Here is a 23,869-nt window from a genome sequence, read left to right on the forward strand (position 1 = left end):
TTTTTATGGCAGTATATAGCGAACCAATTAAATGGGCAATCATTATTTTCCCGTTTCTAGCATTTTTTATTTCTGGGGCATTATTAATCTATGAATACCGCAAATATGGTTCATTTGTTTGGACACGAGCAATGATTTTGTATTCATTTGTTTTTTATTTATTATGTGCCTATTTCTTGGTAATTTTACCGTTGCCATCTCGGGCAGAAGTGGCTCAATACACAGGACCAACAATGGAACTGCGGCCTTTTCATTTTATTTCAGGGATTTTAAACGAAACTGTTTTTTCGCTCAAAGATCCTAGTACGTATTTGCCAGCATTAAAACAGCATGCCGTTTTAGAACCACTGTTTAATGTTTTATTAGTTTTACCTTTTGGTGTGTATTTACGGTATTATTTCAAATGTTCATTTTTAAAAACAGTTCTTGCGAGTTTTTTATTGTCATTATTTTTTGAATTAACACAGTTATCTGGCCTTTATTTTATTTATCCACGTTCGTATCGCTTGGCGGATGTCAATGATTTAATTAATAATACCGTCGGAGGCATAGTTGGTTATTGGTTGACGCCGCTCTTTACCTTTTTATTGCCAACAAGAGAAGAAATTGATGCCACCTCTTATGAAAAAGGGCAGACAGTTAGCCTGTTAAGACGTTTCTTTGCATGGGGAATTGATTGGTTGGTGATTGGCTTTGTGCAAGGCCTGCTCGTTTTTGGACTAAATTTCATTCCAGCTTATAAAAATTGGGCAACCAATTATCCGATTTTTTCAGATCGGATGTGGTTCTTTATCATGGTGTTTGCGGTCTTTATTGTCATGATGAAACTGACAAATGGTCAAACGTTAGGGAAAAAAGTTGTTCGCATTCGGGTGGTTGAAACAGGACATGAAAAAATTCGTTTAAAAGCTTTGTTTGTTCGCTACGGTTATTTGTATTTTGTGTATGGTTTAATTAGTATTTATCTAGCTAATGCCACTGATTTATTGAATTCTTCTAATCGGATGTTGCAAATGGTGTCGTTGCTTCTGTATTTGTTCTGTTTAATTTTATATTTACTATTTTTGATCAACGTTTTGTTAACCTTGATTCGTAAAAAACGGCGTTTGTTTTATGAAAAAGCCAGCCACACTTATACAGTCAGTACATTAGAAGTTGCGAAAACAAAGGAATCAGCAGGTGAGTAAAAGTTGTTTTTGTGTTATAATGCCAAAGTGCATAAAGAATTTAACGAGAAGAGGTGAGGCAAGTGCCTTCATTTAAACAATTTCAATTTCAACCTTTTATCAACGAAGCACTCGCAGAAAAAGGGTTTGAAGAACCAACAGAAGTCCAAGAAAAATTAATCCCAATCATTAAGAAAGGGAAAAGTGTCATTGGACAATCGCAAACAGGAAGTGGAAAGACGCATACTTTTTTACTTCCATTAATGGATAAAGTTAAGCCAACTATCGACGAAGTACAAATTGTGATTACTGCGCCTAGTCGTGAATTAGCCAATCAAATTTATCAAGAAGCGCAGCAACTGGCTCGTTTCAGTCAACCAGAAATTCGAGTGTCAAATTTTGTTGGCGGAACAGATAAACAACGTCAATTAAATAAATTAAAGCATCAGCAACCTCATGTGGTGATTGGTACACCAGGGCGTATTTTAGATATGATGAATGAACAAGCCTTGAAAGTGCATACGGCTTTTGCCTTTGTTGTCGATGAAGCAGACATGACATTAGATATGGGCTTTTTAGCAGAAGTCGATCAAATTGCCGGTCGTTTGCCAGAAAAATTACAAATGCTCGTTTTTTCTGCAACCATTCCAGAAAAATTACGACCATTTTTAAAAAAATATTTAGAAAATCCAGTGATTGAACATATCAAACCAAAAGCAGTTATTTCAGAAACAATTGACAATTGGTTGATTTCCACCAAAGGAAAAAACAGCAATCAAATAATTTATCAATTATTGACTATCGGGCATCCTTATTTAGCGATTGTTTTTGCAAATACTAAACAAAGAGTTGATGAAATCACCGATTACTTAAAAGATCAGGGCCTAAAAGTTGCCAAAATTCATGGAGACATTACACCACGCGAAAGAAAACGTGTGATGCGTCAAGTTCAAAATCTTGACTACCAATATGTAGTAGCTACTGATTTAGCCGCACGTGGGATTGATATTGAAGGGGTTTCACATGTCATCAATGCAGAAGTTCCACATGAATTGGACTTCTTTATCCATCGGGTTGGCCGCACAGGACGTAATGGATTGAATGGGACTGCCATAACATTATATTCACCAGCAGATGATGAAGCGATTACTCAGATTGAGCAGTTAGGTGTTTCTTTCAAACCAAAAGAAATTAAAAATGGTGAGATTGTAGAGACGTATGATCGTAATCGTCGAACAAAACGAGAAAAATCTCGAGAAGAATTAGACCCAACGTTAATTGGTTTAGTGAAAAAGAAAAAGAAAAAAATTAAACCAGGATACAAGAAAAAAATTAATTGGGCAATTGAAGACAGCAATAAGAAAAAACGTAAAATTGAACGTCGTCAAAAAGATCGTTCTGCTAGGAAAGCAAAAAAGAATTCTTCTAACTAAAAACGTTGTGGATTATAAAAAGTAAGGGACTAGAATCGTAAAGATTTTAGTCCCTTACTTTTTATATGATAAATATTTAAGTCACTTTTAAAATAACTCTTTTTTAAAAGTAGTTATCGTTAAAAGTAGAGAAAATTACCGATTAATTGTAAAGATTTTTGTCGAAAACATCAAAATGTTAGTGTTAAACATCAACATTTTGATGTTTTCTCGAGAAAAAAATAATAAAATTACAGAATTTTTGGCGTGTTTTAGCAAAAAGTAGGAAGTTTCGGCACTTTTTTTGTTAAAAAATCAGCTTTATTAGTTGATATTAAAGGAAATTCATTTTTTTTTACGGAGGATAAAAAAATTTTACACACAAAAAAAATCATTTTCTAATATAATATAAATAACCACCAAAATAAAGAATAAAGGAGCGAAGAGAGATGAAGATAAAAAGGTGTTTATTAACCAATCGATGGAGAAAACACGCGATTTGGTAACGTATTTTGATTGGTGCGTTTAGTTATTGGTAGCAGAAAGAGTTCTAGGAGGAAAGAAGAAATGAGAAGGATTTTGGTATTAACAAAGAACATTTTAGTTGAGCAAACATTTCAGCAGCAATTACAACATTTAAATTATGAAGTCTTTTGTACGAACTGCTGTGAAGAAACTATAGAACATGAGTTAACTTTTTTTAATTATTTTGATGCAATTGTATTAAGCGAAACACTTTCTCAGAACGATTGCTTGAGATTATTAGGAAGTCTTTCATCGTTAGAGAAGCCGATTTATCGACGTTCACAATCGATGTGTAATAAACGTGAAGCAGAGATTTGGCAGGAAAGAGGTATTATCCGGTGGTTAGGCCTCAAAGATTCATTGGAAGATATTCGTGAAAAAATTGACACTGTCGATCAAAGTTTTGCCGAAGTAACAGCCGAGCTACTTGATGACCAAGTAAAAAAGATTCGCTTTACAAAAAACGAGCAACGCTTTTTAAAAATCTTGTATCAGCATGCCCACGAAGGGTTGGATCGTGATCAAATTTGTCGCTTACTTTGGCAGAAAGAACCAGATGCTTCTACAAAATCGCAGCTGTCTTTCGTATGTAAACGAGTGAAACAAAAATTTAGTGATGCAGGTATGAACGAAGAGATTATTACAACCTCTTGGGGAAAAGGGTATCAAATAAATGAACAAATTTTGCCTTATTTAGAGCAAACGTTATTTGAAACAGCTCAGTAAGGAAAGATTCCTACGAAAACAATTGACTTTTTAGCAGATTTTTCTTATACTTTTGACTATAAGCTAAAGGATATGAGTAATCTTATTTTGATCACAGAAAGCCGTTCATTGCTGAGAGAAGGGCATCAGATAAATTTACTTGCTCCCTTTAGATGGACTTGATAGAAATATCAACGCGACTCTGCGTTATAGAGCTTAAGAGGTAATGATCCAACATCATTGCAATCAAGGTGGTACCGCGAGCAATCGTCCTTGACTGCAATGGTGTTTTTTGTGTTCACAATCTGCCACTTAAGAGGGTACAAAATATAAATAGTTAATTATTAATAGAAAGTAGGAAAATCAATGAAAGAATTAACAAGTAGTCAAGTTCGCCAAATGTATTTAGACTTCTTTAAGTCTAAAGGACATTCAGTAGAACCAAGCGCTTCTTTAGTACCAGTAAACGATCCAACATTATTATGGATTAACTCTGGTGTTGCAACCTTGAAAAAATATTTTGATGGCTCTGTTGTGCCAGAAAATCCAAGAATTACGAATGCTCAAAAATCTATTCGTACAAATGATATTGAGAATGTTGGGAAAACGGCTCGTCATCATACAATGTTTGAAATGTTAGGGAACTTCTCAATTGGAGATTATTTTAAAAATGAAGCGATTCACTGGGCTTGGGAATTCTTAACTGGTGCTGAATGGCTTGCTTTTGACCCAGAAAAATTATATGTGACTGTTTATCCGAAAGATACAGAAGCAAAACGCATTTGGCGTGATGAAGTTGGTTTATCTGAAGATCATATTATTGATGTAGAAGATAACTTCTGGGATATCGGTGCTGGTCCAAGTGGTCCGGATACGGAAATCTTTTATGATCGCGGCGAAGAATTTTTAGATATTCCAGAAGATGATCCAGAAAATTATCCTGGTGGCGAAAATGAACGCTATTTAGAAATTTGGAACTTAGTGTTCTCTGAATTTAACCATACACCAGAAGATACGTACGAACCATTACCACATAAAAACATTGATACGGGCATGGGCTTGGAACGTGTTGTATCTATCATTCAAGATGCACCAACAAATTTTGAAACTGATTTATTTATGCCAATCATTCATGCGGTAGAAGCTTTAGGAACCAACGTGAAATATGGAGATGCACCACAAACGGATGTTTCCTTTAAAGTGATTGCTGACCATATTCGTGCTTTATCCTTTGCAATTGGTGATGGTGCGCTTCCTTCAAATGAAGGTCGTGGCTATGTGTTACGTCGTTTATTACGTCGTGCGGTAATGCACGGGAAAAAATTAGGCATTAATGAAGCCTTTTTATACAAATTAGTGCCTGTTGTTGGCGAAATCATGGTAAGCTACTATCCAGAAGTATTACAACAAAAAGACTTCATCGAAAAAGTGGTTCGGACAGAGGAAGAACGTTTCCATGAAACCATCAATGAAGGTTTAAGCATGTTAAATGAGGTTATTAAAGAAGTTAAAGATGCAAAAGGCGATACATTAGATGGAAAAATTATCTTCAAACTTTATGATACTTTTGGCTTCCCCGTAGAATTAACGGAAGAAGTTGCAGAAGATGAAGGATTGAAAGTCGACCATGCTGGGTTTGAAACAGAAATGGAAGCACAGCGTGAACGTGCTCGTTCTGCCCGCAGTAAAGAAACTTCAATGGGTGTTCAATCTGCTTTATTAACAGATATTAAAGTAGAAAGTAAATTTGTTGGCTATACAGAATTAACACATGATAGTGAATTATTTGTTATTATTCAAGGTGACGCACTAGTAAATGAAGCATCTGCAGGAACAGCCGAATTAATTTTTGCTGAAACACCATTTTATGCTGAAATGGGTGGACAAATTGCTGACCGCGGCTATGTAAAAAATACCGCAGGGGAAGTCGTTGCCAACGTGGTGGATGTGAAAAAAGCACCAAACGGTCAATTTTTACACAAAGTAGAAGTTTTGGCGCCATTAGCAGAAGGCCAAATTTATCAATTGCAAGTGGACGAACGGATGCGGACACGTATTTTGAAAAACCATACGGCAACCCATTTATTGCATCGTGCTTTAAAAGATGTGTTAGGGGAGCATGCCAACCAAGCAGGCTCATTAGTTGCACCAGGACATCTACGTTTTGACTTTACTCATTTTGGGCAAGTTACATCAGAAGAACTAGCGCGGATGGAAGCCATCGTTAACGAAAAAATCTGGGAAGCTATTCCTGTTGTCACAATTGAAACAGATATTGATACAGCGAAAAACATGGGCGCAATGGCGTTATTTGGCGAAAAATATGGAAAAGAAGTCCGTGTAGTTAATATTGGGGATTACTCTATCGAATTATGTGGTGGAACACATGTTGCTAATACAGAAGATATCGGGATTTTCAAAATTGTTTCTGAATCTGGGATTGGTGCAGGAGTACGCCGTATTGAAGCAGTGACGAGTAAAGAAGCGTATCAACTTTTACAAGAAGAAGAACGTCAATTGAAAGAGATTGCTACATTAGTTAAATCACCTCAATTAAAAGAAGTGGTTACGAAAACAGAGCAATTGCAACAACAATTACGTGATCTACAAAAAGAAAACGAACAATTGGCAGGCAAATTAGCGAACCAACAAGCTGGTGACATTTTTAAAGATGTCAAAGACGTCAACGGTGTTCGTTATATTGCCGCTCAAGTCAATGTTAAAGACATGAATCAATTACGCCAATTGGCTGACCAATGGAAACAAAAAGAATTGTCTGATGTACTAGTTCTAGCAACTGCACAAGATGAAAAAGTAAGCTTGTTAGCGGCTATGACAAAAGACATGAACGGAAAAGGCTTAAAAGCCGGTGACTTAATCAAAGCAATTGCGCCAAAAGTTGGCGGTGGCGGCGGTGGTCGTCCTGATATGGCTCAAGCTGGTGGGAAAAATCCAGCAGGGATTGCGGATGCCTTAGCAGAAGTTGAAAACTGGTTGGCAAATGCCTAATTAAAAATGTTTTCCCTATTATTAATATAAGGAGAATGCTCTTTATAGCAATAATGACAGCCCTCTTCAAGGTTATGAAATTGATTTTGAAGGGGGTTCTTTTTTATAAATGATTAAGGAGAGGAAACAGTAGATTGCACGAATGTGTAAGTTTTCATCTTCAATTGACAATGGTATAATAAGCAACGGAGGAATCAAAAATATGAATGAAAATCAATTATCAAAACGTCTCGCAACGGTTGGTGATTTAATCCCTAGAGGAAGTCGCTTAGCAGACATTGGTTCAGACCATGCTTATTTACCAGTTGCTTTAATGTTAGAAAATAAACTGTCTTTTGCTGTGGCTGGGGAAGTGGTAGAAGGACCTTATCAATCTGCCAAAACCCAAGTCAGTAAATCCAATTTGACGGATAAAATTATCGTACGTTTAGCGAACGGGCTAGATGCAATTGAACCTGAAGATCAAATAGACGTCATTAGTATTTGTGGAATGGGCGGCACATTAATCCGAGATATTTTAGAAGCTGGACGCAAAAAAAATCGTTTAACAGGGAAGGAACGCCTTGTTTTACAACCGAATATTGGTGAACCAACTTTACGCCGCTGGTTAATGGCAAACGACTACAGTATTATTGATGAAACAATCGTGGAAGAAAACCGTAAGTTGTATGAAATTATCGTAGCCGAAAAAACAGAGCAATCCGTTTCTTATACGGACCAAGAATTACTATTTGGGCCAGTTTTAATTAAAAAACAAGGACCGGTTTTTACTAAAAAATGGCAACGAGAATTAAAACAGCGCAAAACTGTTCTTGCACAACTAGCAAAAGCAAGTGGAGAACATATTGAAAAACAAGTAAAACTACAGCAAGACCAACAATTAATTGAGGAGGTACTGGCCAATGGCTGTGAACGGTAAGACATTGATTCGACGCTTCAATGACTATTGTCCCGAATGGTTAGCAGAAACGGGAGATCCTGTGGGCTTGCACATTGGTACGTTAGATAAACCAATTGAAAATGTGATGGTTACCTTAGATGTTCGTCCTGAGGTCGTTGCAGAAGCAATTGAGAAGCAGGTTGATTTAATTATTGCGAAACACCCACCTATTTTCCGCCCAGTTAAGCGATTAACCACAGATAATTTTCAAGAAAAAATGTACGCTGATTTATTAAAACACGATATTGCTGTTTACGCAGCGCATACTAATATGGATATTATTGACAATGGGCTAAATGATTGGTTTTGTGAATTATTGGGAATTAAACAGACCACCTTTTTAACTAAAACACATACTGTTCCTTATAAAAAATTAGCCGTTTTTGTGCCAATTGATGAAGCTCCGCAAATGAGAGAAGCTTTAGGTCTAGCTGGCGCTGGAGCTCAAGGTGATTATTCTAAAACAAGTTACTCTTTAATTGGAACAGGACGTTTTACACCAACACAAGGAGCAAATCCCACGATTGGCGAAATTGGTCAAGAAAGTGTCGTCCAAGAAGCAAAAATCGAAGTGATTTTCCCTGAAACTAAACAAGAACAAGTTCTTGCAGCTATGTTACAGGCGCATCCTTATGAAGAACCGGCGTATGATGTTTATACCATTGAAAATCAATCAAAAGAATTTGGTTTAGGTCGGGTTGGAGTATTAGACAAGCCTGTGAGACTCTCTGATTTTGTACAGCAAGTCAAGGAAGCTTTCCAATTGGATGGCTTGCGGGTCATTGCAAAAGATGATACTAAAATGATTCAACGGGTAGCCATTTGTGGTGGAAGTGGTGAAAAGTTCTATCATGATGCATTACGTAAACAAGCCGATGTCTATATTACTGGTGATGTGTATTATCATACGGCACATGACATGATTGCTGAAGATTTACCAGTTATCGATCCTGGTCATTACATTGAAGCGCTTTGTAAGCCAAAACTTGTGGAATTAATGAATCAATGGAAACAAGAAAATGAGTGGGCTGTATCCATTTTTGAATCAGAAGCGAATACCAACCCATTTCGTTTTAAATAAAAAATGAAGATTAAAGGAGTGTTCTTTTATGTATGAAAATTTATTACCTCGTTTTTTACGCTATGTGAAAACAGAAACACGCTCAGATGCAACAAGCACAACGACACCATCAACACAAACACAAGTAGCCTTTGCACAAACCTTAAAAAAAGAATTAGAAGAATTAGGAATGAGCGATGTTATTTATAACGAAACAAATGGTTTTGTGATTGCTACGTTACCTAGTAACGTGGAGAAAGACGTTCGTTCAATCGGCTTTATTGCCCATATGGATACCGCTGATTTTAATGCAGTGAATGTTTCTCCGCAAATTGTTGAGAACTATGACGGAGAATCAACGATTCCTTTAGATAAAGAAGGCAAATTCACTTTAAATACGAAAGACTTTCCTAACTTAAAAAATTATCGTGGTGAAACACTTATCACAACAGATGGTACCACTTTATTAGGGGCTGATGATAAATCAGGTATTGCGGAAATAATGACAGCCATGGAATATTTAATTAATCACCCAGAAATTAAACATGGTACCATTCGTGTGGCTTTCGGTCCTGACGAAGAAATTGGTGTAGGTGCCGACAAATTTGATGTCGCTCAATTTAACGTGGATTTTGCTTATACAATGGATGGCGGACCAGTAGGTGAATTACAATTTGAAACGTTTAATGCGGCGCAAGCAGAAATTACAATTCAAGGGAAAAACGTTCATCCAGGAACAGCCAAAAATACAATGATTAATGCATTACAATTAGGAATTGATTTCCATAATGCCTTACCTGCTGACGAAGTTCCAGAAAAAACAGCAGGTGAAGAAGGCTTTTATCATTTAGCAGCGTTTGCTGGAACGCCAGAAGAAGCTACAATGACGTATATTATTCGCGATCACAATCGCGAGATTTTTGAAGCACGTAAAGCTAAAATTAAAGAAATTCAGCAAACATTGAATGCACCATTTGATGAAGAACGAATCAAAGTTGATTTATTTGATCAATACTATAATATGCGAGAAGTGATTGAAAAAGATATGTCCATTGTCGAAATTGCTAAACAAGCAATGGAAGAATTGTCAATTCAACCAATTATTGAACCTGTTCGCGGTGGAACGGATGGCTCAAAAATTTCTTATTTAGGGATTCCAACACCAAATATCTTTGCTGGTGGCGAAAATATGCATGGCCGTTTTGAATTTGTTTCATTACAAGCCATGGAAAAAGCGACCAATGTGATTATTAAAATTGCTGAATTAAATGCAAAATAAATGAGGCACTCAATAGGAAAGTAAGAAAACGGGCAACCGAGAACTTACTTTCCTGTTGTAGTTTCATGAGTCGTTGAAAATTTTTTTGCAATTAGAATCAGAACAAGGTATCCTAGTACAGTAACTAGTTAGGAGGCCAGAAAGAATGCTTCAGTGGATAGTAATCATTTATTTCCTCGTCATTAATTTAGTATTGTTTAGTATGATGGGTTATGATAAAAAACAAGCAAAACGTGGGAACTGGCGTATTCCAGAACGCCGCTTATTGACGATAGGACTTGTCGGTGGCGGTCTAGGTGGGCTAATGGGACAAAAGAAATTTCATCATAAAACCCAAAAACCAGTTTTTGCATTGTGTTATTCAATTGGCGTAATCGCGATGATTAGTTGTATCTATCTAACGTTTAAGTAAGAACAAAAAAGGAGAAGCGATGAAAGGAAAAGTAAAAATTGGCTTAAATATGTTGTTAATGATTATCGTTTTAGGCGTAATCTTTTATGTCATGGATAATTCATTAAGTGATATTTTTGCTCAACTGATGGAAACGAGTTGGCTGGTGCTGATTGCTGTTATTTTTTTTGGAGTAGTTTATCAATTTGCAGAAGGGCGCTCAATCAAGGAAATAGCTCGTTATTTTAACAAAGACTTTACAACAGTGGATGGTTTTTTTACTTCTTGTTATGTAGCATTTTATCGAATTATTTCATTTGGCACGGGAACCTTGCTTTCAGAAATTTATTTTTATAAGAAAAAGGGAATTCCTGTTTCTAAAAGTGTGGGGATAACGGCATTACATATGATTATGTACAAAGCAGCCGTGATTTTTTTAGCAATTATTGGTTTGATTATTCAATTTTCCCTGTTTTATGAAAATGCGCCTAAGATGATTCCATTCATTTTAGCAGGTGTTATTTTAACATTAGTAATAATTGCAGCATTACTTATTTTATCTAGTAGCTTAAAGTTGCAAGTTTTATTGGTTAAGTTTGCCAATCGTTGGTTTAAACGACCAAAACTAAGAGATTGGGTGGATAATTGTAATTTACAAATCTATTCCTTGCGGGCAGCTGTCCAAACAATTACACAAGATCGCTCAGCGTTGCTTCGAATCTTTTCATGGAATGTATTTAAATTATTATTTTGGTACATTATTCCTTACATTGTTTTAGTAGAAAATCACCCGAATATTGATTTATTATTAGTGATGTCCTTTACCAGTTTTGCTGTTATTCTTTCAGGAGTTATTCCGACACCTGCTGGCATTGGTCCATTTGAATTTGTTTACTTATTGTTGTTTAAACCATTGGTCGGCAATGTTGATGCTGTAGCATCTGTTTTACTGTATCGATTTGGTAGTTTTGTGTTACCCTTTTTGATTGGCTTGGTTTATGTCGCCATTGAGAAACGAAAATCATTACGCATTGAGATTGAAGAAATAAAACGTCAAACAGATGAATAAGGTAGAACGAGAAAAAGAGTCGCTCTTTTTCTCGTTCTTTTTTTTTAAAAGGAATTGACTTGTACGAGGGATGTCTTATAATAGACTTAATACATGACTAAAAAATATTTTTTTGAACTAACAAAAATTATGGTAAAGGGGTGGCGAAAATTATTGCTGATTGTACAGCAGTGCTGTTATGCGGCGGGAAAAGTTCACGGATGGGATTTGATAAAGCATTATTGAAAATTCAAGGCCAATACGTGATCTTGCAAACAGCTGAAAAGTTAATGGAACTGTTCGAAGAGGTTATTTTAGTAACGAATGATAGTCAAAAATTTCCTAAGGCGTTTAGAAAATGCACAATCATTCAAGATATGTATCTTGGAAAGGGGCCATTAGGTGGGATTGTGACAGCAATGAACTATACTCAGAAAGCTGAAGTGTTTGTAATTGCCTGTGATATACCAACTTTTTCTCCTAAACTTGTGTATCAGTTAGCCTCTAAGCGTGGACAAAATCAAGTAACAATCTTTGACTTTGAAGGTCGTCAAGAACCATTATTTGGCTTTTATCGATGTTCTTGTCTACCAACATTTCAAAAACAGCTTGCGCAAAATAACTATCAGATTCGGCAAGAATTTGAGCATCTATCTGTAAAAACGGTGCAACTATCAAAAGAGAATCAACTTAAAAATGTCAATCGAAAAGAAGAATTGTCTCAGTGGTATCGATAAAAAGGAGGAATCGTAATGGATTTTTTCAGTAGTGAAGAAATAGTTGCAAGCTTAGGTGATAAGGCAAAAATGAAAGGGGAATTATCGTTTGTTCGACTCTGTATTTTAGGCATCATGGCTGGTTTTTGTATTGCACTAGGTTACTTGGCGTTTATTCGTATCACTGGAACCGCCCCCACAGAATGGGGAAGTTTTAACAACTTTCTGGGTGGAGCTTTATTTCCAGTTGGATTGATAGCGCTTACTTTTGTTGGTGGTGAGTTAGCAACAGGCAATATGATGGTAATGACATTAGGCGTATTACAGAAAAAGGTTCGAGTGGGCGCTCTTTGTTATAACTGGCTAGTTGTTTTATTGACCAATTGTCTAGGCGGATTTCTTGTGGCGTATTTATTTGGCCATATTGTTGGGTTAACTGAAGGTGCGTTTCTGGATAAAACAGTCGCAGTTGCTCAGGCGAAAATTGCTGATCCACCGATAGTTGCTTTTGTTTCAGGGATTGGCTGTAATATTTTTGTTTGTTTAGCGGTTTATCTCGGAGCGTTGGCAAAATCATATTTAGGTAAAATGTTTGGCTTATGGTTTCCTGTCATGGTTTTCGTTGTTTGTGGGTTTCAACACGTGGTCGCCAATGCATTTATTATTCCAGCGGCAATTTTTTCACAAAGTACCACAATCAGTTGGTGGGATTATTTGCAGAATACATTATGGGTATTTTTAGGCAATGCAGTAGGTGGCAGTCTTTTTATGGCCGTACCATTGATCTTTATGACAAAACCAGCAACTGTCAAACCAAGAGTTGAGAAAACGATTCAGACGGAGGAGCTCTATGGCAATTGAGATACCAAACATGATTCAAATTGGTTCTACTGGTCGGAATAGTGGCAAAACGACATTAGCCGAAGCCCTTATTAAACAGTACCAAGAAGTCTATCCAATTTATGGCTTGAAGATTATTACGATTAGTGGTCAACGAGGGGTGTGTCAACGAGGCACAAAAGGATGCGGAATTTGTACCAGTATTACAGCTGGTTATGAATTAGTAGAAGAGCAAGAGACGATTGGCAATAAAGATACCATGAAATTATTAGCTGCAGGTTGTCAAAAAGTTTTTCTATTGAAAGTTTTTCAAGAAAATTTGGCGGAAGCCATTCAGCAATTTCTGAAAGCTGTGCCGGCCCAAGCATTAATCATTTGTGAATCAAATTCATTACGTAATGTTGTGCAGCCAGGACTATTTCTTATGATGAATAACCAGAATCGCCAAAAAGAATCAGCAAAAAAAGTCATAGATAAAGCCGATTTTTGTTTACTATCTGCTGAAATACCAAAAGAATTGCGTATCTATTATCAAGGAGAACAACTTCAAGTTTCACTAAAAAGGGGGAATAAAAAGGAATGTGTGCATTAAGCTTAATTGAAAAAGAAGCGATTATTCTAGAAAACGATGCTGATCCACAACGAATTTTAAATATTTTAATTGAATTACAATTTGCTTCAGAAGAAGGGTATATCGATCAGGAGACAGCTCAATTAGTTGCAGAGCATCTACATTTAACGGAAGCGCGAGTCTATGAAATCGTCAGTTTTTATGCCATTTTAAAGACGGAACCGCAAGCGAAGTATGTCTTGAAGATTTGTAACAGCACACCGTGTCATTATACTGGTGGGGCGATGGTTGCCGAAGTTTTAGAAACCATTTTAGAAGTGCCAGAGAATCAGCCGACACCAGATGGCTTATTTATGTATCACAGTATTCCTTGTATCGGGGCTTGTGATTTAGGTCCAGTAATTAAAATTAAGGACACCGTTTTTAGTCAACTAACCGAAGAGAAAATTTATCAATTAATTCAACATTTACAAAATGATTGCTATGAAGGATTGTAGGAGGTGAGTCAATGCTTAAGAGAAACCAACCAATGTTATTAGAGAGAATGGGAAAAATGCAATCTGCGACCGATGTTGCTGAATATTGTAAATACGATGGATTTGATGGTTTAAAAAGAGCAATTTCACTATCGGATGAAGAAATTTTAAACGAACTGGATGTTGCTCACTTAAGAGGTCGCGGTGGAGCAGCCTATCCTTTAGGAAAAAAATGGCGCCATCTTTATCATGCAAAAGGAACCACAAAGTACATTGTTTGTAATGCTGATGAAGGCGAACCAGGGACCTTTAAGGATAAAGTACTTTTATCTGAAGATCCATTGAGTGTGATTGAAGGAATGATCATTGCTGGTTATTTATTTTCAGCAAAAGCAGGTTATATTTATATGCGAGGAGAATATCGCAGAATCCAAAAAACATTTCAAGAAGCACTCGATAATGCACGACAAGCTGGCTTTTTAGGGGAAAACATTTTAGGAATTGAAGGATTCAATTATGATATTACGATTATTTCTGGTGCTGGCGCCTATATTTGTGGGGAAAATTCAGCACTTTTAAATTCAATTGAAGGAAAAACGGGGCGGCCGCGTGTCAAACCACCACACTTAGCAGATGTTGGTTTATATTTGCAACCAACATTAGTAAATAATGTTGAATCATTTGCAAGTGTTCCTGTAATTTTAAGAGAAGGTGGACAAGCTTTTTTAGAGATGGGTACTGCCGATGGTGGCGGCACAAAGCTAATTTGTTTGTCTGGACATATTAAAAATCGGGGCTTATACGAGGTCAACCTTGGAACACCATTAGAAGAAATAATTTATGGCGAGCAATACGGCGGAGGCTCTGCAACTGGTCGATCATTAAAATTTATTCACTTCGGTGGACAATCCGGTCCAATTGGTGCTGTCGCAACGTTAAGGGATTGTTTGTATTCCTACGAAGATTTATGGGCCCATGACTTATCTGTCGGCTCTGGTGCAATTGTAGTAATGGATGATTCAGTTAATGTTGTGGACTATTTAGTACACGTGGCGGCCTTTTTTGCTCATGAGTCCTGTGGTAAATGCACCCCTTGTCGATTGGGAACAACTAGGATTTTGGAATTATTGAGTAAATTCAATCGGAACGAGGCAACAGCTAGTGATTTGCCGCGATTGGAAAAGATGCTCACGCATGTCACGCGATTATCAGCTTGTGGTTTGGGACAATCCGTCGCAAATCCAATGAAGAGTGCATTGGCTTTGTTTCCAGAAGAATTTGAAACGACTGCTGAAACAGAAATCTATGCCACCAGCAAAGGAGGTTGGTAAAAATGAAAACAAAGTTGCATACGCAAACAGTTACGTTGTCTATTGATAACCAAGAAGTAACTGTGCCTAAAGGGACTACTATTCTCGAAGCAGCGAAAGGGCTAGGTGTTGAAATTCCAACGCTCTGTCATTTAAAGGAATTAGCACCTGATGGTTCTTGTCGGATGTGCGTGGTTGAGGTGGAAGGCGGCCGACGTGGTGGCTTAACAACTGCTTGTACGGCACATTGTCAAGAGGACATGGTTGTGTCAACACATTCTGAAAAAGTTGCTGATTCCAGACGTTTTATTCTTGATTTATTATTGAGTAATCATAAATTAGAATGTTTTTCTTGTGGAAAAAACGGGGATTGTCAATTACAACAGTATGCGCTAGATTATGGGATTGATGCCACTAGCTTTACCGAGGGAAAAAGAATGCCTTGCCATCAAGAAGATACCAGTAATCCATTTTTCTCTTATGATCCAGAAAAGTGTATCATGTGTCGTCGTTGTGCTCGTGTCTGTCAATTGCGGCAGGGAAGAGATGTACTCAGTATTGCTAATCGTGGCTTTGAAACAAAAATGATGCCGAGTTATGGGCAGGCGTTTGATCAATCTATCTGTGAATCATGTGGCAATTGTGTCTCTTCCTGTCCTACAGGTGCGTTAACAGCAAAAGATACAAAAGAGTACCGCAAATGGGAAACCCAGAAAATTCCTACAACTTGTCCGCATTGTGGGACAGGCTGTCAGATGAATTTACTCGTTAAAAACAATCGTTTGGTGGGTGTTGAACCCATAGATGGACCAGCTAATAAAAATTTACTTTGTGTGAAAGGAAAATTTGCTTCATATAAATTTGTTGGGTCAGGAGATCGCTTAACGGAGCCATTAATTAAACGGAATGGCATTTTTGAACCTGCTTCTTGGGAAGAAGCCTTAACGCTTGTTTCGTCAAAATTTAACGAAATTAAAGCAAAAAACGGTCCGGATGCTCTTGCTGGTTTTTCGTGCTCTAGAGCAACAAATGAAGATAATTATGTTTTTCAAAAAATGGTGCGTGCTGCTTTTGGTACCAATAATGTTGATAACTGTGCCCGTGTTTGTCATTCGGCTTCGGTCCATGGTTTAGCCCAAACCTTAGGCTCTGGTGCGATGACTAATCCTATTGCTGATATCACTGAAGATGTCGATATGATTTTATTAGTAGGTTCCAATCCAGAAGAAGCTCATCCAGTTATTGGTGCGCAAATTCGCCAAGCCATCCAAAGAGGAACACAAGTTGTTGTTGTTGATCCGCGGAAAATTAACTTAGTGAAGGATAGTGCACTGCATTTACAAGTTCAGGCGGGAACGAATGTCGCATTTGCTAATGGCATGATGCATGTGATTTTGAAAGAAGGTTTAGCAGATCGCCATTTTATTGAAGAACGGACAGAAGGATTTTTAGATTTAGAAAAAATGGTGGCTGATTATACGCCGGAAAAAGTCGCAGAAATTTGTCATATTCATCCAGAAGATTTAATTCAAGCAGCACGCATGTATGCAAAAGCAGAGAAAGCACCAATCATTTATTGTTTAGGCGTAACGGAACACTCGACAGGAACTGAGGGTGTTATGAGTATGTCTAATTTGGCAATGTTGGTTGGTAAAGTTGGAAAACCAGGCTGTGGTGTCAATCCTTTGCGAGGTCAAAATAATGTTCAAGGTGCTTGCGATATGGGCTGTATGCCTTATGATTTCCCAGGCTATCAAAAAGTCAATAATCCAGAAGTAATCGACAAATTTGAAAAAGCTTGGCATGTACCGTTAAATCGAAACACAGGTTTAACTTCTACTAAAGTCTTACCAGCAGCAACGGCAGGAAACGTCAAAGGCCTTTATATTTTTGGAGAAGATCCAATTGTTACGGATCCAGACACAGGACATGTTCGTCAAGCTTTAGAAAGTTTAGACTTTTTAGTCGTTCAAGAATTATTTATGACAGAAACGGCTGCTTATGCAGATGTCGTTTTACCAGGCATCAGTTATGCAGAAAAAGACGGGACATTTACAAATACAGAACGGCGCGTGCAAAGAGTCCGCAAAGCTGTTGAACCAAGGGGACAAGCGCGAGAAGACTATGAAATTTTTTGTGAAGTCATGACACGAATGGGCTATCCTTGTGCGTATGAATCTGCAAAAGAAATTATGAAAGAAATTTCAGCTGTGACGCCTTCGTTTGGTGGAATTAATTATGAACGATTAGAGAAGGAGAGCTTACAATGGCCTTGTCGTAGCTTGACAGATCCAGGTACGCCGATTATGCATGTGGGCAGTTTTGCTCGTGGGAAAGGTTTATTTAAAGCAATTCCGTATAAGCAAGCACAAGAATTACCAGATGAAGAGTACCCGTATTTAATGTCGACAGGCCGAATGCTTTACCATTACAATACGCGAGCAATGACAGGACGAACGGAAGGGATTAACCAAATAGCGAATCACTCTTATATTGAGATAAATGCAGTCGATGCACAAGCTCTGGGAATCCAAGAAGGTGACAAAGTGGAAGTTCATTCTCGACGTGGCAAAATTGAAACCTATGCGGCTGTCGGAAATCGAGTATTTCCGCAAGAAGTCTTTATGACATTCCACTTTCCAGATGGGAATGTTAACGAAATCACCAATGCTGTATTTGATGATATCGCCACAATTCCTGAATATAAAGTTTGTGCCGTTGCGATTAAACCAGTGAATAAATAAAAAAAGGATGGTTAAAACATGATCGAGTTGGAAGAAGCACGAGAGAAAATGACCCAACATATGAAGAGTCAATGTGAAACAGAAGAAGTGGCGCTGCTTGATTCCTTGGGGCGGATTAGCGGAGAAACCATTTTTGCAGAGACAGCGATTCCTCATTTTCCTCGTGCCGGGATGGATGGGTATGCCGTTCGTGCAGTAGAAACACGAGGTGCGACTGCTGAAAGCCCAAGTTGTTTAAAAGTCGTCGGTTCTTTAGTGGCAGGGGATTCCATGTTTTATTGTAATCAGACGAATAACTGTGCGATTAAAATAACAACAGGTGCTTTTATTCCAACCGATTTTGATGCTGTAGTGCCACAAGAATGGACGGATTTTGGGCAAGACCATGTTAAAATTTTTCGCTCTGTCACTGCGGGCCAAAACTATGCGGAAATTGGAGAAGATATTGCTTTTCAGCAAAAAATTTTAGCAAAACATCAACAGATTAATAGTCGCATGATTGGTTTGTTGGCAATGCAAGGGATTGATAAAGTTGTTGTATTGAAGCGCATGAAGGTGGGGATTTTAGCGACGGGTAGTGAGTTAGTTTCTTTGGAAGAACCGCTGTCAGTTGGGAAAATTTATAATAGTAATCTCTACATGTTAGCAGCTTTTGTCAAAGCAAGTGGCAATGAAGTAATCCACCTAGACCATTGTTCAGATGACCCTGAAGAATTAGCGAAGAGGCTGATTGAGATTTCACCAAAACTTGATGTATTAATTACTTGTGGTGGTGTTTCGGTAGGTGAAAAGGACAATTTACCTTTAGCAATTAAACGTATCGGAGGAACAGAGTTGTTTCATTTTGTAAATATGAAACCTGGAACCCCAGTTATGGGAAGTCAATTTCAAGAAACACTCATTTTAAGCGTTTCAGGCAATCCGTTTGCGGCAATGGTTAATTTACATCTTTTTTACTGGACATTATTAGCTACTTTTTTTAATTGTGTCGAGTTAAATCTCAAGGAACGAACAGTAATTTTAGCGCATGAATTAGCCCCCAGTAGACTACGTCGATTTTACCGAGCGAAAGAAATAGATGGCAAAGTAAATTTAGTGACAAAAAGTCATCTTTCATCCAATTTATCAAATACTTTAGAAACAAATTGCCTACTAGAACAACCAGCTGGTGTACTACTCAAAAAAGGCGCGCTTGTAAAAGTCTATTATTGGCAAACTTGATGACAACCTGACCTAAGATTAGTATGAAAGTAAGCCATCAGTCGAGTCGACTGGTGGCTTATTGCTTATCAAGTTTTAAGACTTAGACAAAAGTCTGGTCAGGCTAAGCGAAGCACGTAATTTTTGTCGCTTAACGTTTTTTTACTTCGATTTCTCGCTAAAAAAAATTATGGATGCCAGATTGTTTTTTTGATGCAAGAGTGATACACTTGAAAAAGAAGTATTGTGTAAACGTTAACAAATGTCAAATGTGAGGTGGAGAAATGGTTCAAAGTAAGGAATTTACGCACTTGAATACACAAGGAGAAGTGCATATGGTTGATATTTCGGAAAAAAATGACACTCAAAGAACAGCCCTCGCTTATGGAGAAATTCACATGTTGGAAGCGACAGCAGAAGCGATCCAGACCCAAATGATTAAAAAAGGTGAAGTATTACAGGTAGCAAGAGTAGCTGGGATTACCGCCGCAAAACGAACGTTTGAATGGATTCCTTTGTGTCATTTGGTTGCTTTGACAAAGTGTGAAATTCAGTTTGATTGGCGCAATCAAACTTGTTTAGAAGTACGTTGCTTTACAAAAACAGTGGGTTCAACTGGCGTTGAAATGGAAGCGCTAACAGGTGTGCAAGCAGCACTCTTAACAATTTATGACATGTGTAAAGCAATTGATCGAGGAATGACAATGACAAACATTGGTTTATTAGAGAAAAATGGTGGACGTAGTGGTCATTTCATTCGTTCTTCAATTAAATCAAAGGAAAGTGATGAGTGAACAGCATGAAAGATGCATTTAACCGTGAAATTGATTATGTTCGTTTGTCTTTAACAGATCGTTGTGACTTACGTTGCACGTATTGCATGCCAGCAACAGGTCTTTGCTTTTTAAAAAAAGAGCAGCTTCTAACAGATGATGAGATTATTTTTTTATTGAGGATATTAGCGAAAGAAGGCATCAAAAAAGTTAAATTAACAGGTGGTGAACCGCTTGTTAGACCGAATTTACTCTCTTTAATTAAAAGGATAAAGCAAATCTCAGGCATCGAAAAAGTAACCCTAACGACTAATGGCATGAAGTTAGCTTGTGAGGCTCAAGGGTTAAAAGAGGCGGGCTTGGACGGCATTAATATTAGCTTAGACACTTTGGATCCAGAAGAATTTCGAGAAATAACAAGAGTTGGTCAGTTAAGGAATGTTCTGGCGGGCTTAGAACAAGCGATTGATGTGGGATTACCTAATATCAAAATTAATACTGTAGCTAGGAAAGAGCTAAGTGAAGCAACAATTGTAGAACTGGCTGAAATCGCTAAGAAAGAGACTGTGCATCTTCGTTTCATTGAAATGATGCCAATTGGATTAGGGAAGGAGCATCCAGGTAAGCAACAAGAAGAAGTAGAAGACATTTTAACCAAACATTATGGAACGTTACAACCATACCAAAAACCATTGGGCAATGGCCCTGCTAGTTATTACGCCTTAAAAGATTTTAAAGGGAAAATAGGTTTTATTAGTGCATTAGGGCATTGTTTTTGCGAGACGTGCAATCGAATCCGAATTACTGCAGACGGCCATTTAAAAACGTGCCTGCATTCTGCAGACGGCTACTCGTTAAAGGAAGCTTTAGCTAAGGAACAAACAGCAGAATTGTTAGGGATTATTAAGAGTGGCATTGCCTGTAAGCCTGAAAAACATCTTTTCTTGGAACAACAAGGAGAACAACGATTTATGTCACAAATAGGAGGGTAAGTATGAAAACAGGAGAAATTATTGCAATAAATATTAGCCCGCGAAGAGGCACACAGAAAAAGGAAATTCCTGAAGTCAACTTAATTAAAGGTTTCGGATTAGAAAATGATGCGCACGGCGGTAATTGGCATCGACAAGTCAGTTTGTTATCTTTTGAAGAAATAACGGCTTTCAATGAAAAAGGAGCTCGGGTTGGCAATGGTGCTTTTGGGGAAAACATAATCGTCTCAGGGATTGATTTACGTCAATTACCTGTTGGAACGAAAATGAAAATAGGCGATTCCGAATTGGTGGTTACTCAAATTGGGAAAGAGTGCCATAAACACTGTCAGATTTACGCGCGAGTGGGCGATTGCATCATGCCTAGAGAAGGGATTTTTGCAGTTGTTGTGACAGAAGGTCATATTAAAAAAGGAGACCAGTTAGACGTTGTTTAAAGTTGGCATTGTAACATTAAGTGATCGTTGCTTTCAAGGACTTGCTGTCGACCAATCGGGGCCCTTGATTCGTGAACAGTTACCTGTGCTCTACCAGGTAACCAAACAAACCATTTTACCAGATGAAGAAAATCAATTAGTAGAGCTATTGCAAGAGTGGTCTAAGACCTGTGATTTGATTTTAACGACAGGCGGCACAGGGTTGAGTGAACGGGATCGGACCCCAGAAGCTACCTTACGTGTAGCAGAGCGAATCATTCCTGGGATCAGTGAGGGCTTGCGTCAACTTAGCTTGGAAAAAACACCATTTGCTATGTTAAGTCGAGGCGTTTCTGTTCAAAGAGGACGCACGCTCATTGTTAATTTGCCTGGTAGCCCAAAAAGTGTAACAGAACATTTGCATTTTTTGTTGCCTGTTTTGCCCCACGCTTTGGATTTGATCACAAATAAAAAAATCATACATGATGAGGAATAAACCATGAAAACAATTCGAACAGAACAGGCAGTTGGCCTTCCGTTGAGTCATGATATTACGCGAATTGACTATGGAAAGACCAAGGAAGTGTGTTTTAAAAAAGGACATATAGTTGTTCAAGAAGATATTCCAATTCTTTTATCATTAGGGAAAAAACATCTATTTGTTGCTTTAGACCCAGCGGAAATACATGAAGAAGAGGCAGCAACATTTCTGTATAACCTGTTAACAGATGACTCATGTCAGCCGAGTGAAGTCCATGAAGGAAAAATTGTTGCTAAAGCTAGCACGAGAGGTCTTTTAAAAGTCAATCGAGAAAAATTAATTGCTTTAAATGAAATTGAAGGTCTCGCCTTGTCAACTAAAGTTACCAATATAGAAGTTCAGAAAGATGAAAAAGTTGCAGCCTTTCGAGTGATTCCACTAACAATTTCTAAAAGCCAATTAGAAAAGGCACGCCAGTTCAGCACGTCTGAGCCACTAATCTCTGTGAAACCTTTCAAAAAAATACGGGTCGGGATTGTAACTACTGGCAGTGAAGTTTACACAGGATTGGTTGAGGATGCTTTTTACCCTGTGTTAAAAGCCAAGTTCTCCGCGTATCCTTTAGTTACGATTGTCAAGCAAGAAATTGTCGATGATCAGCCGCAAAAAATTACTGTTGCGATCAAAAAGATGTTAGCACAAGGGCTTGATCTGATTGTTTGTACAGGTGGTATGAGTGTAGATCCTGATGATTTGACACCGTTAGCAATTAAGCAGACAGGTGCTGAAATCGTAACCCATGGGACACCAGTCTTACCAGGCTCAATGTTTTTGCTAGCTTATAAAGGAGAGCAAACGATCATTGGCTTACCAGGTGGTGTTTTATTTTCAGAAAAAACTGTTTTTGATTTGTTGTTACCAAGATTAATGGCCAAAGAAGTGATTAAAAAATCTGAAATTATTGACTTGAGTTATGGCGGGTATTTATAAAAGAAAAGAGGCGTTCAAATGTCTAAACAAAAAAAGACTGTGTTCTTGCTTAGTTTATTCAGTTTAGTTGCCCTAATTGCTGCATGTACAAATCAGCCGCAAAAAGAAACAGTTTCAACAAAAAAAGAAGAAATAACCCTTGCGGCAGCAGCTAGCTTAGAATCAGTCATGGAGAAGAAAATTATTCCAGCCTTTGAAAAAGAGCATCCAGATATTCAGGTAACTGGAACCTATGATAGTTCTGGAAAATTACAGATGCAAATTGAAAAAGGCCTAAAAGCCGATGTATTTTTCTCAGCTTCGACAAAACAAATGAATGCATTGGTTGCAGAAAAACTAATTAATAAAAAAAGTGTCGTTCCTTTATTGGAAAACCAGCTTGTTCTTATTGTGCCTAACCAAGATCAAGCAAAGTGGCATGATTTTTCTGATTTAAAAAAAGCCCAAATGATAGCAATTGGTGATCCTGCGAGTGTTCCAGCTGGTCAATATGCCGAAGAAGGCTTAAAAGCTTTAGGCGCTTGGTCTTATGTAGAAAAACACGCAAGCTTTGGCACGAATGTAACAGAAGTCCTTGAATGGGTAGCGAATGCAAGTGCAGAAGCTGGCTTGGTTTATGCGACAGATGCAGCAACCAATTCAAAAGTAGCGATTGTTGCGGCCATGCCTGAAGCTGCTTTGAAAAAGCCAATCATCTATCCAGTTGGTAAAGTTGCCGCCTCTAAGAAACAAAAATCAGCGGATGCTTTTTTAAATTTTTTACAGAGTCAACAATGCAGAAAATATTTTGAAAATATTGGCTTTAAGTTAACAAAGTAGGTGGGA

General features: G+C 37.7%; 22 protein-coding genes. All 22 read left to right on the top strand.

Features of this window, described 5'->3' with window-relative positions:
- Positions 1-5: 5 nt before the first annotated feature.
- Positions 6-1,187, top strand: coding sequence for a VanZ family protein (locus IGL42_RS05585; RefSeq protein ID WP_002357739.1), 1,182 nt, complete (start codon positions 6-8; stop codon positions 1,185-1,187).
- A gap of 53 nt (positions 1,188-1,240) precedes the next feature.
- On the top strand, positions 1,241-2,599 hold the full coding sequence (locus IGL42_RS05590) for a DEAD/DEAH box helicase (RefSeq protein WP_002385937.1): 1,359 nt from the start codon (positions 1,241-1,243) through the stop codon (positions 2,597-2,599).
- Between the two features lie 546 nt (positions 2,600-3,145).
- Positions 3,146-3,829, top strand: coding sequence for a helix-turn-helix domain-containing protein (locus tag IGL42_RS05595; protein WP_002381934.1), 684 nt, complete (start codon positions 3,146-3,148; stop codon positions 3,827-3,829).
- A gap of 345 nt (positions 3,830-4,174) precedes the next feature.
- Entirely contained in the window at positions 4,175-6,817 is a 2,643-nt protein-coding gene (alaS, locus tag IGL42_RS05600) for an alanine--tRNA ligase (RefSeq protein WP_002366615.1), read from the top strand.
- A 202-nt stretch (positions 6,818-7,019) separates the two neighbouring features.
- The gene (locus IGL42_RS05605; RefSeq protein WP_002360431.1) at positions 7,020-7,736 is read left to right on the top strand and encodes a tRNA (adenine(22)-N(1))-methyltransferase; all 717 of its coding nucleotides are present in this window, start codon (positions 7,020-7,022) and stop codon (positions 7,734-7,736) included.
- The gene (locus IGL42_RS05610) at positions 7,720-8,838 is read left to right on the top strand and encodes a Nif3-like dinuclear metal center hexameric protein (protein WP_002357732.1); all 1,119 of its coding nucleotides are present in this window, start codon (positions 7,720-7,722) and stop codon (positions 8,836-8,838) included. The genes IGL42_RS05605 and IGL42_RS05610 overlap by 17 nt, the downstream gene beginning before the upstream one ends.
- A gap of 28 nt (positions 8,839-8,866) precedes the next feature.
- Positions 8,867-10,096, top strand: a complete 1,230-nt coding sequence (pepT, locus tag IGL42_RS05615) for a peptidase T (RefSeq protein WP_002360428.1) — start codon at positions 8,867-8,869, stop codon at positions 10,094-10,096.
- A 145-nt stretch (positions 10,097-10,241) separates the two neighbouring features.
- Positions 10,242-10,508: a DUF1294 domain-containing protein gene (locus tag IGL42_RS05620; RefSeq protein WP_002360427.1), complete on the top strand. Its 267-nt coding sequence runs from the start codon at positions 10,242-10,244 to the stop codon at positions 10,506-10,508.
- A gap of 19 nt (positions 10,509-10,527) precedes the next feature.
- On the top strand, positions 10,528-11,556 hold the full coding sequence (locus IGL42_RS05625; RefSeq protein ID WP_002360426.1) for a lysylphosphatidylglycerol synthase transmembrane domain-containing protein: 1,029 nt from the start codon (positions 10,528-10,530) through the stop codon (positions 11,554-11,556).
- Between the two features lie 140 nt (positions 11,557-11,696).
- Positions 11,697-12,272 (top strand): molybdenum cofactor guanylyltransferase, encoded by a 576-nt coding sequence (gene mobA / locus IGL42_RS05630; protein ID WP_002361748.1) that lies wholly within the window; start codon positions 11,697-11,699, stop codon positions 12,270-12,272.
- A gap of 15 nt (positions 12,273-12,287) precedes the next feature.
- Complete coding sequence (locus IGL42_RS05635; protein WP_010818374.1) at positions 12,288-13,112, top strand: formate/nitrite transporter family protein; 825 nt, start codon at positions 12,288-12,290, stop codon at positions 13,110-13,112.
- The gene (locus tag IGL42_RS05640; RefSeq protein WP_002357724.1) at positions 13,102-13,683 is read left to right on the top strand and encodes a hypothetical protein; all 582 of its coding nucleotides are present in this window, start codon (positions 13,102-13,104) and stop codon (positions 13,681-13,683) included. Before IGL42_RS05635 ends, IGL42_RS05640 begins: the two co-directional genes overlap by 11 nt.
- Positions 13,671-14,159 (top strand): NAD(P)H-dependent oxidoreductase subunit E, encoded by a 489-nt coding sequence (locus IGL42_RS05645; RefSeq protein WP_002357722.1) that lies wholly within the window; start codon positions 13,671-13,673, stop codon positions 14,157-14,159. The genes IGL42_RS05640 and IGL42_RS05645 overlap by 13 nt, the downstream gene beginning before the upstream one ends.
- An 11-nt stretch (positions 14,160-14,170) precedes the next feature.
- Entirely contained in the window at positions 14,171-15,469 is a 1,299-nt protein-coding gene (locus IGL42_RS05650) for a complex I 51 kDa subunit family protein (RefSeq protein WP_002394421.1), read from the top strand.
- A gap of 2 nt (positions 15,470-15,471) precedes the next feature.
- Positions 15,472-18,192, top strand: a complete 2,721-nt coding sequence (gene fdhF, locus IGL42_RS05655) for a formate dehydrogenase subunit alpha (protein WP_104842513.1) — start codon at positions 15,472-15,474, stop codon at positions 18,190-18,192.
- Positions 18,193-18,210: 18 nt separating this feature from the next.
- Positions 18,211-19,413, top strand: coding sequence for a molybdopterin molybdotransferase MoeA (locus IGL42_RS05660; RefSeq protein WP_002360421.1), 1,203 nt, complete (start codon positions 18,211-18,213; stop codon positions 19,411-19,413).
- A 263-nt stretch (positions 19,414-19,676) separates the two neighbouring features.
- The gene (gene moaC / locus IGL42_RS05665; protein WP_002369470.1) at positions 19,677-20,186 is read left to right on the top strand and encodes a cyclic pyranopterin monophosphate synthase MoaC; all 510 of its coding nucleotides are present in this window, start codon (positions 19,677-19,679) and stop codon (positions 20,184-20,186) included.
- The gene (gene moaA, locus IGL42_RS05670) at positions 20,183-21,157 is read left to right on the top strand and encodes a GTP 3',8-cyclase MoaA (RefSeq protein WP_078122675.1); all 975 of its coding nucleotides are present in this window, start codon (positions 20,183-20,185) and stop codon (positions 21,155-21,157) included. The genes moaC and moaA overlap by 4 nt, the downstream gene beginning before the upstream one ends.
- Positions 21,158-21,159: 2 nt before the next feature.
- Complete coding sequence (locus IGL42_RS05675; RefSeq protein ID WP_002357714.1) at positions 21,160-21,594, top strand: MOSC domain-containing protein; 435 nt, start codon at positions 21,160-21,162, stop codon at positions 21,592-21,594.
- Complete coding sequence (locus IGL42_RS05680; protein WP_002365607.1) at positions 21,587-22,069, top strand: MogA/MoaB family molybdenum cofactor biosynthesis protein; 483 nt, start codon at positions 21,587-21,589, stop codon at positions 22,067-22,069. The genes IGL42_RS05675 and IGL42_RS05680 overlap by 8 nt, the downstream gene beginning before the upstream one ends.
- Before the next feature lie 3 nt (positions 22,070-22,072).
- Positions 22,073-23,044 (top strand): molybdopterin-binding protein, encoded by a 972-nt coding sequence (locus IGL42_RS05685; protein ID WP_002365608.1) that lies wholly within the window; start codon positions 22,073-22,075, stop codon positions 23,042-23,044.
- Between the two features lie 18 nt (positions 23,045-23,062).
- Positions 23,063-23,863, top strand: a complete 801-nt coding sequence (gene modA / locus IGL42_RS05690) for a molybdate ABC transporter substrate-binding protein (protein ID WP_002357711.1) — start codon at positions 23,063-23,065, stop codon at positions 23,861-23,863.
- The last annotated feature ends 6 nt before the right edge of the window (positions 23,864-23,869 follow it).

This window comes from Enterococcus sp. DIV0712, from assembly GCF_050554855.1.
Lineage (GTDB): Bacteria > Bacillota > Bacilli > Lactobacillales > Enterococcaceae > Enterococcus > Enterococcus faecalis.

Bases quoted from the DNA above. Each gene is read 5' to 3' on its own strand.
- IGL42_RS05585 (WP_002357739.1), top strand. From the start codon at position 6: ATGGCAGTATATAGCGAACCAATTAAATGGGCAATCATTATTTTCCCG.
- IGL42_RS05635 (WP_010818374.1), top strand. From the start codon at position 12,288: ATGGATTTTTTCAGTAGTGAAGAAATAGTTGCAAGCTTAGGTGATAAG.
- IGL42_RS05640 (WP_002357724.1), top strand. From the start codon at position 13,102: ATGGCAATTGAGATACCAAACATGATTCAAATTGGTTCTACTGGTCGG.
- IGL42_RS05620 (WP_002360427.1), top strand. From the start codon at position 10,242: ATGCTTCAGTGGATAGTAATCATTTATTTCCTCGTCATTAATTTAGTA.
- IGL42_RS05660 (WP_002360421.1), top strand. From the start codon at position 18,211: ATGATCGAGTTGGAAGAAGCACGAGAGAAAATGACCCAACATATGAAG.
- IGL42_RS05650 (WP_002394421.1), top strand. From the start codon at position 14,171: ATGCTTAAGAGAAACCAACCAATGTTATTAGAGAGAATGGGAAAAATG.
- IGL42_RS05605 (WP_002360431.1), top strand. From the start codon at position 7,020: ATGAATGAAAATCAATTATCAAAACGTCTCGCAACGGTTGGTGATTTA.
- IGL42_RS05685 (WP_002365608.1), top strand. From the start codon at position 22,073: ATGAAAACAATTCGAACAGAACAGGCAGTTGGCCTTCCGTTGAGTCAT.
- IGL42_RS05610 (WP_002357732.1), top strand. From the start codon at position 7,720: ATGGCTGTGAACGGTAAGACATTGATTCGACGCTTCAATGACTATTGT.
- modA (WP_002357711.1), top strand. From the start codon at position 23,063: ATGTCTAAACAAAAAAAGACTGTGTTCTTGCTTAGTTTATTCAGTTTA.
- IGL42_RS05625 (WP_002360426.1), top strand. From the start codon at position 10,528: ATGAAAGGAAAAGTAAAAATTGGCTTAAATATGTTGTTAATGATTATC.
- IGL42_RS05595 (WP_002381934.1), top strand. From the start codon at position 3,146: ATGAGAAGGATTTTGGTATTAACAAAGAACATTTTAGTTGAGCAAACA.
- fdhF (WP_104842513.1), top strand. From the start codon at position 15,472: ATGAAAACAAAGTTGCATACGCAAACAGTTACGTTGTCTATTGATAAC.
- IGL42_RS05675 (WP_002357714.1), top strand. From the start codon at position 21,160: ATGAAAACAGGAGAAATTATTGCAATAAATATTAGCCCGCGAAGAGGC.
- alaS (WP_002366615.1), top strand. From the start codon at position 4,175: ATGAAAGAATTAACAAGTAGTCAAGTTCGCCAAATGTATTTAGACTTC.
- IGL42_RS05645 (WP_002357722.1), top strand. From the start codon at position 13,671: ATGTGTGCATTAAGCTTAATTGAAAAAGAAGCGATTATTCTAGAAAAC.
- pepT (WP_002360428.1), top strand. From the start codon at position 8,867: ATGTATGAAAATTTATTACCTCGTTTTTTACGCTATGTGAAAACAGAA.
- moaC (WP_002369470.1), top strand. From the start codon at position 19,677: ATGGTTCAAAGTAAGGAATTTACGCACTTGAATACACAAGGAGAAGTG.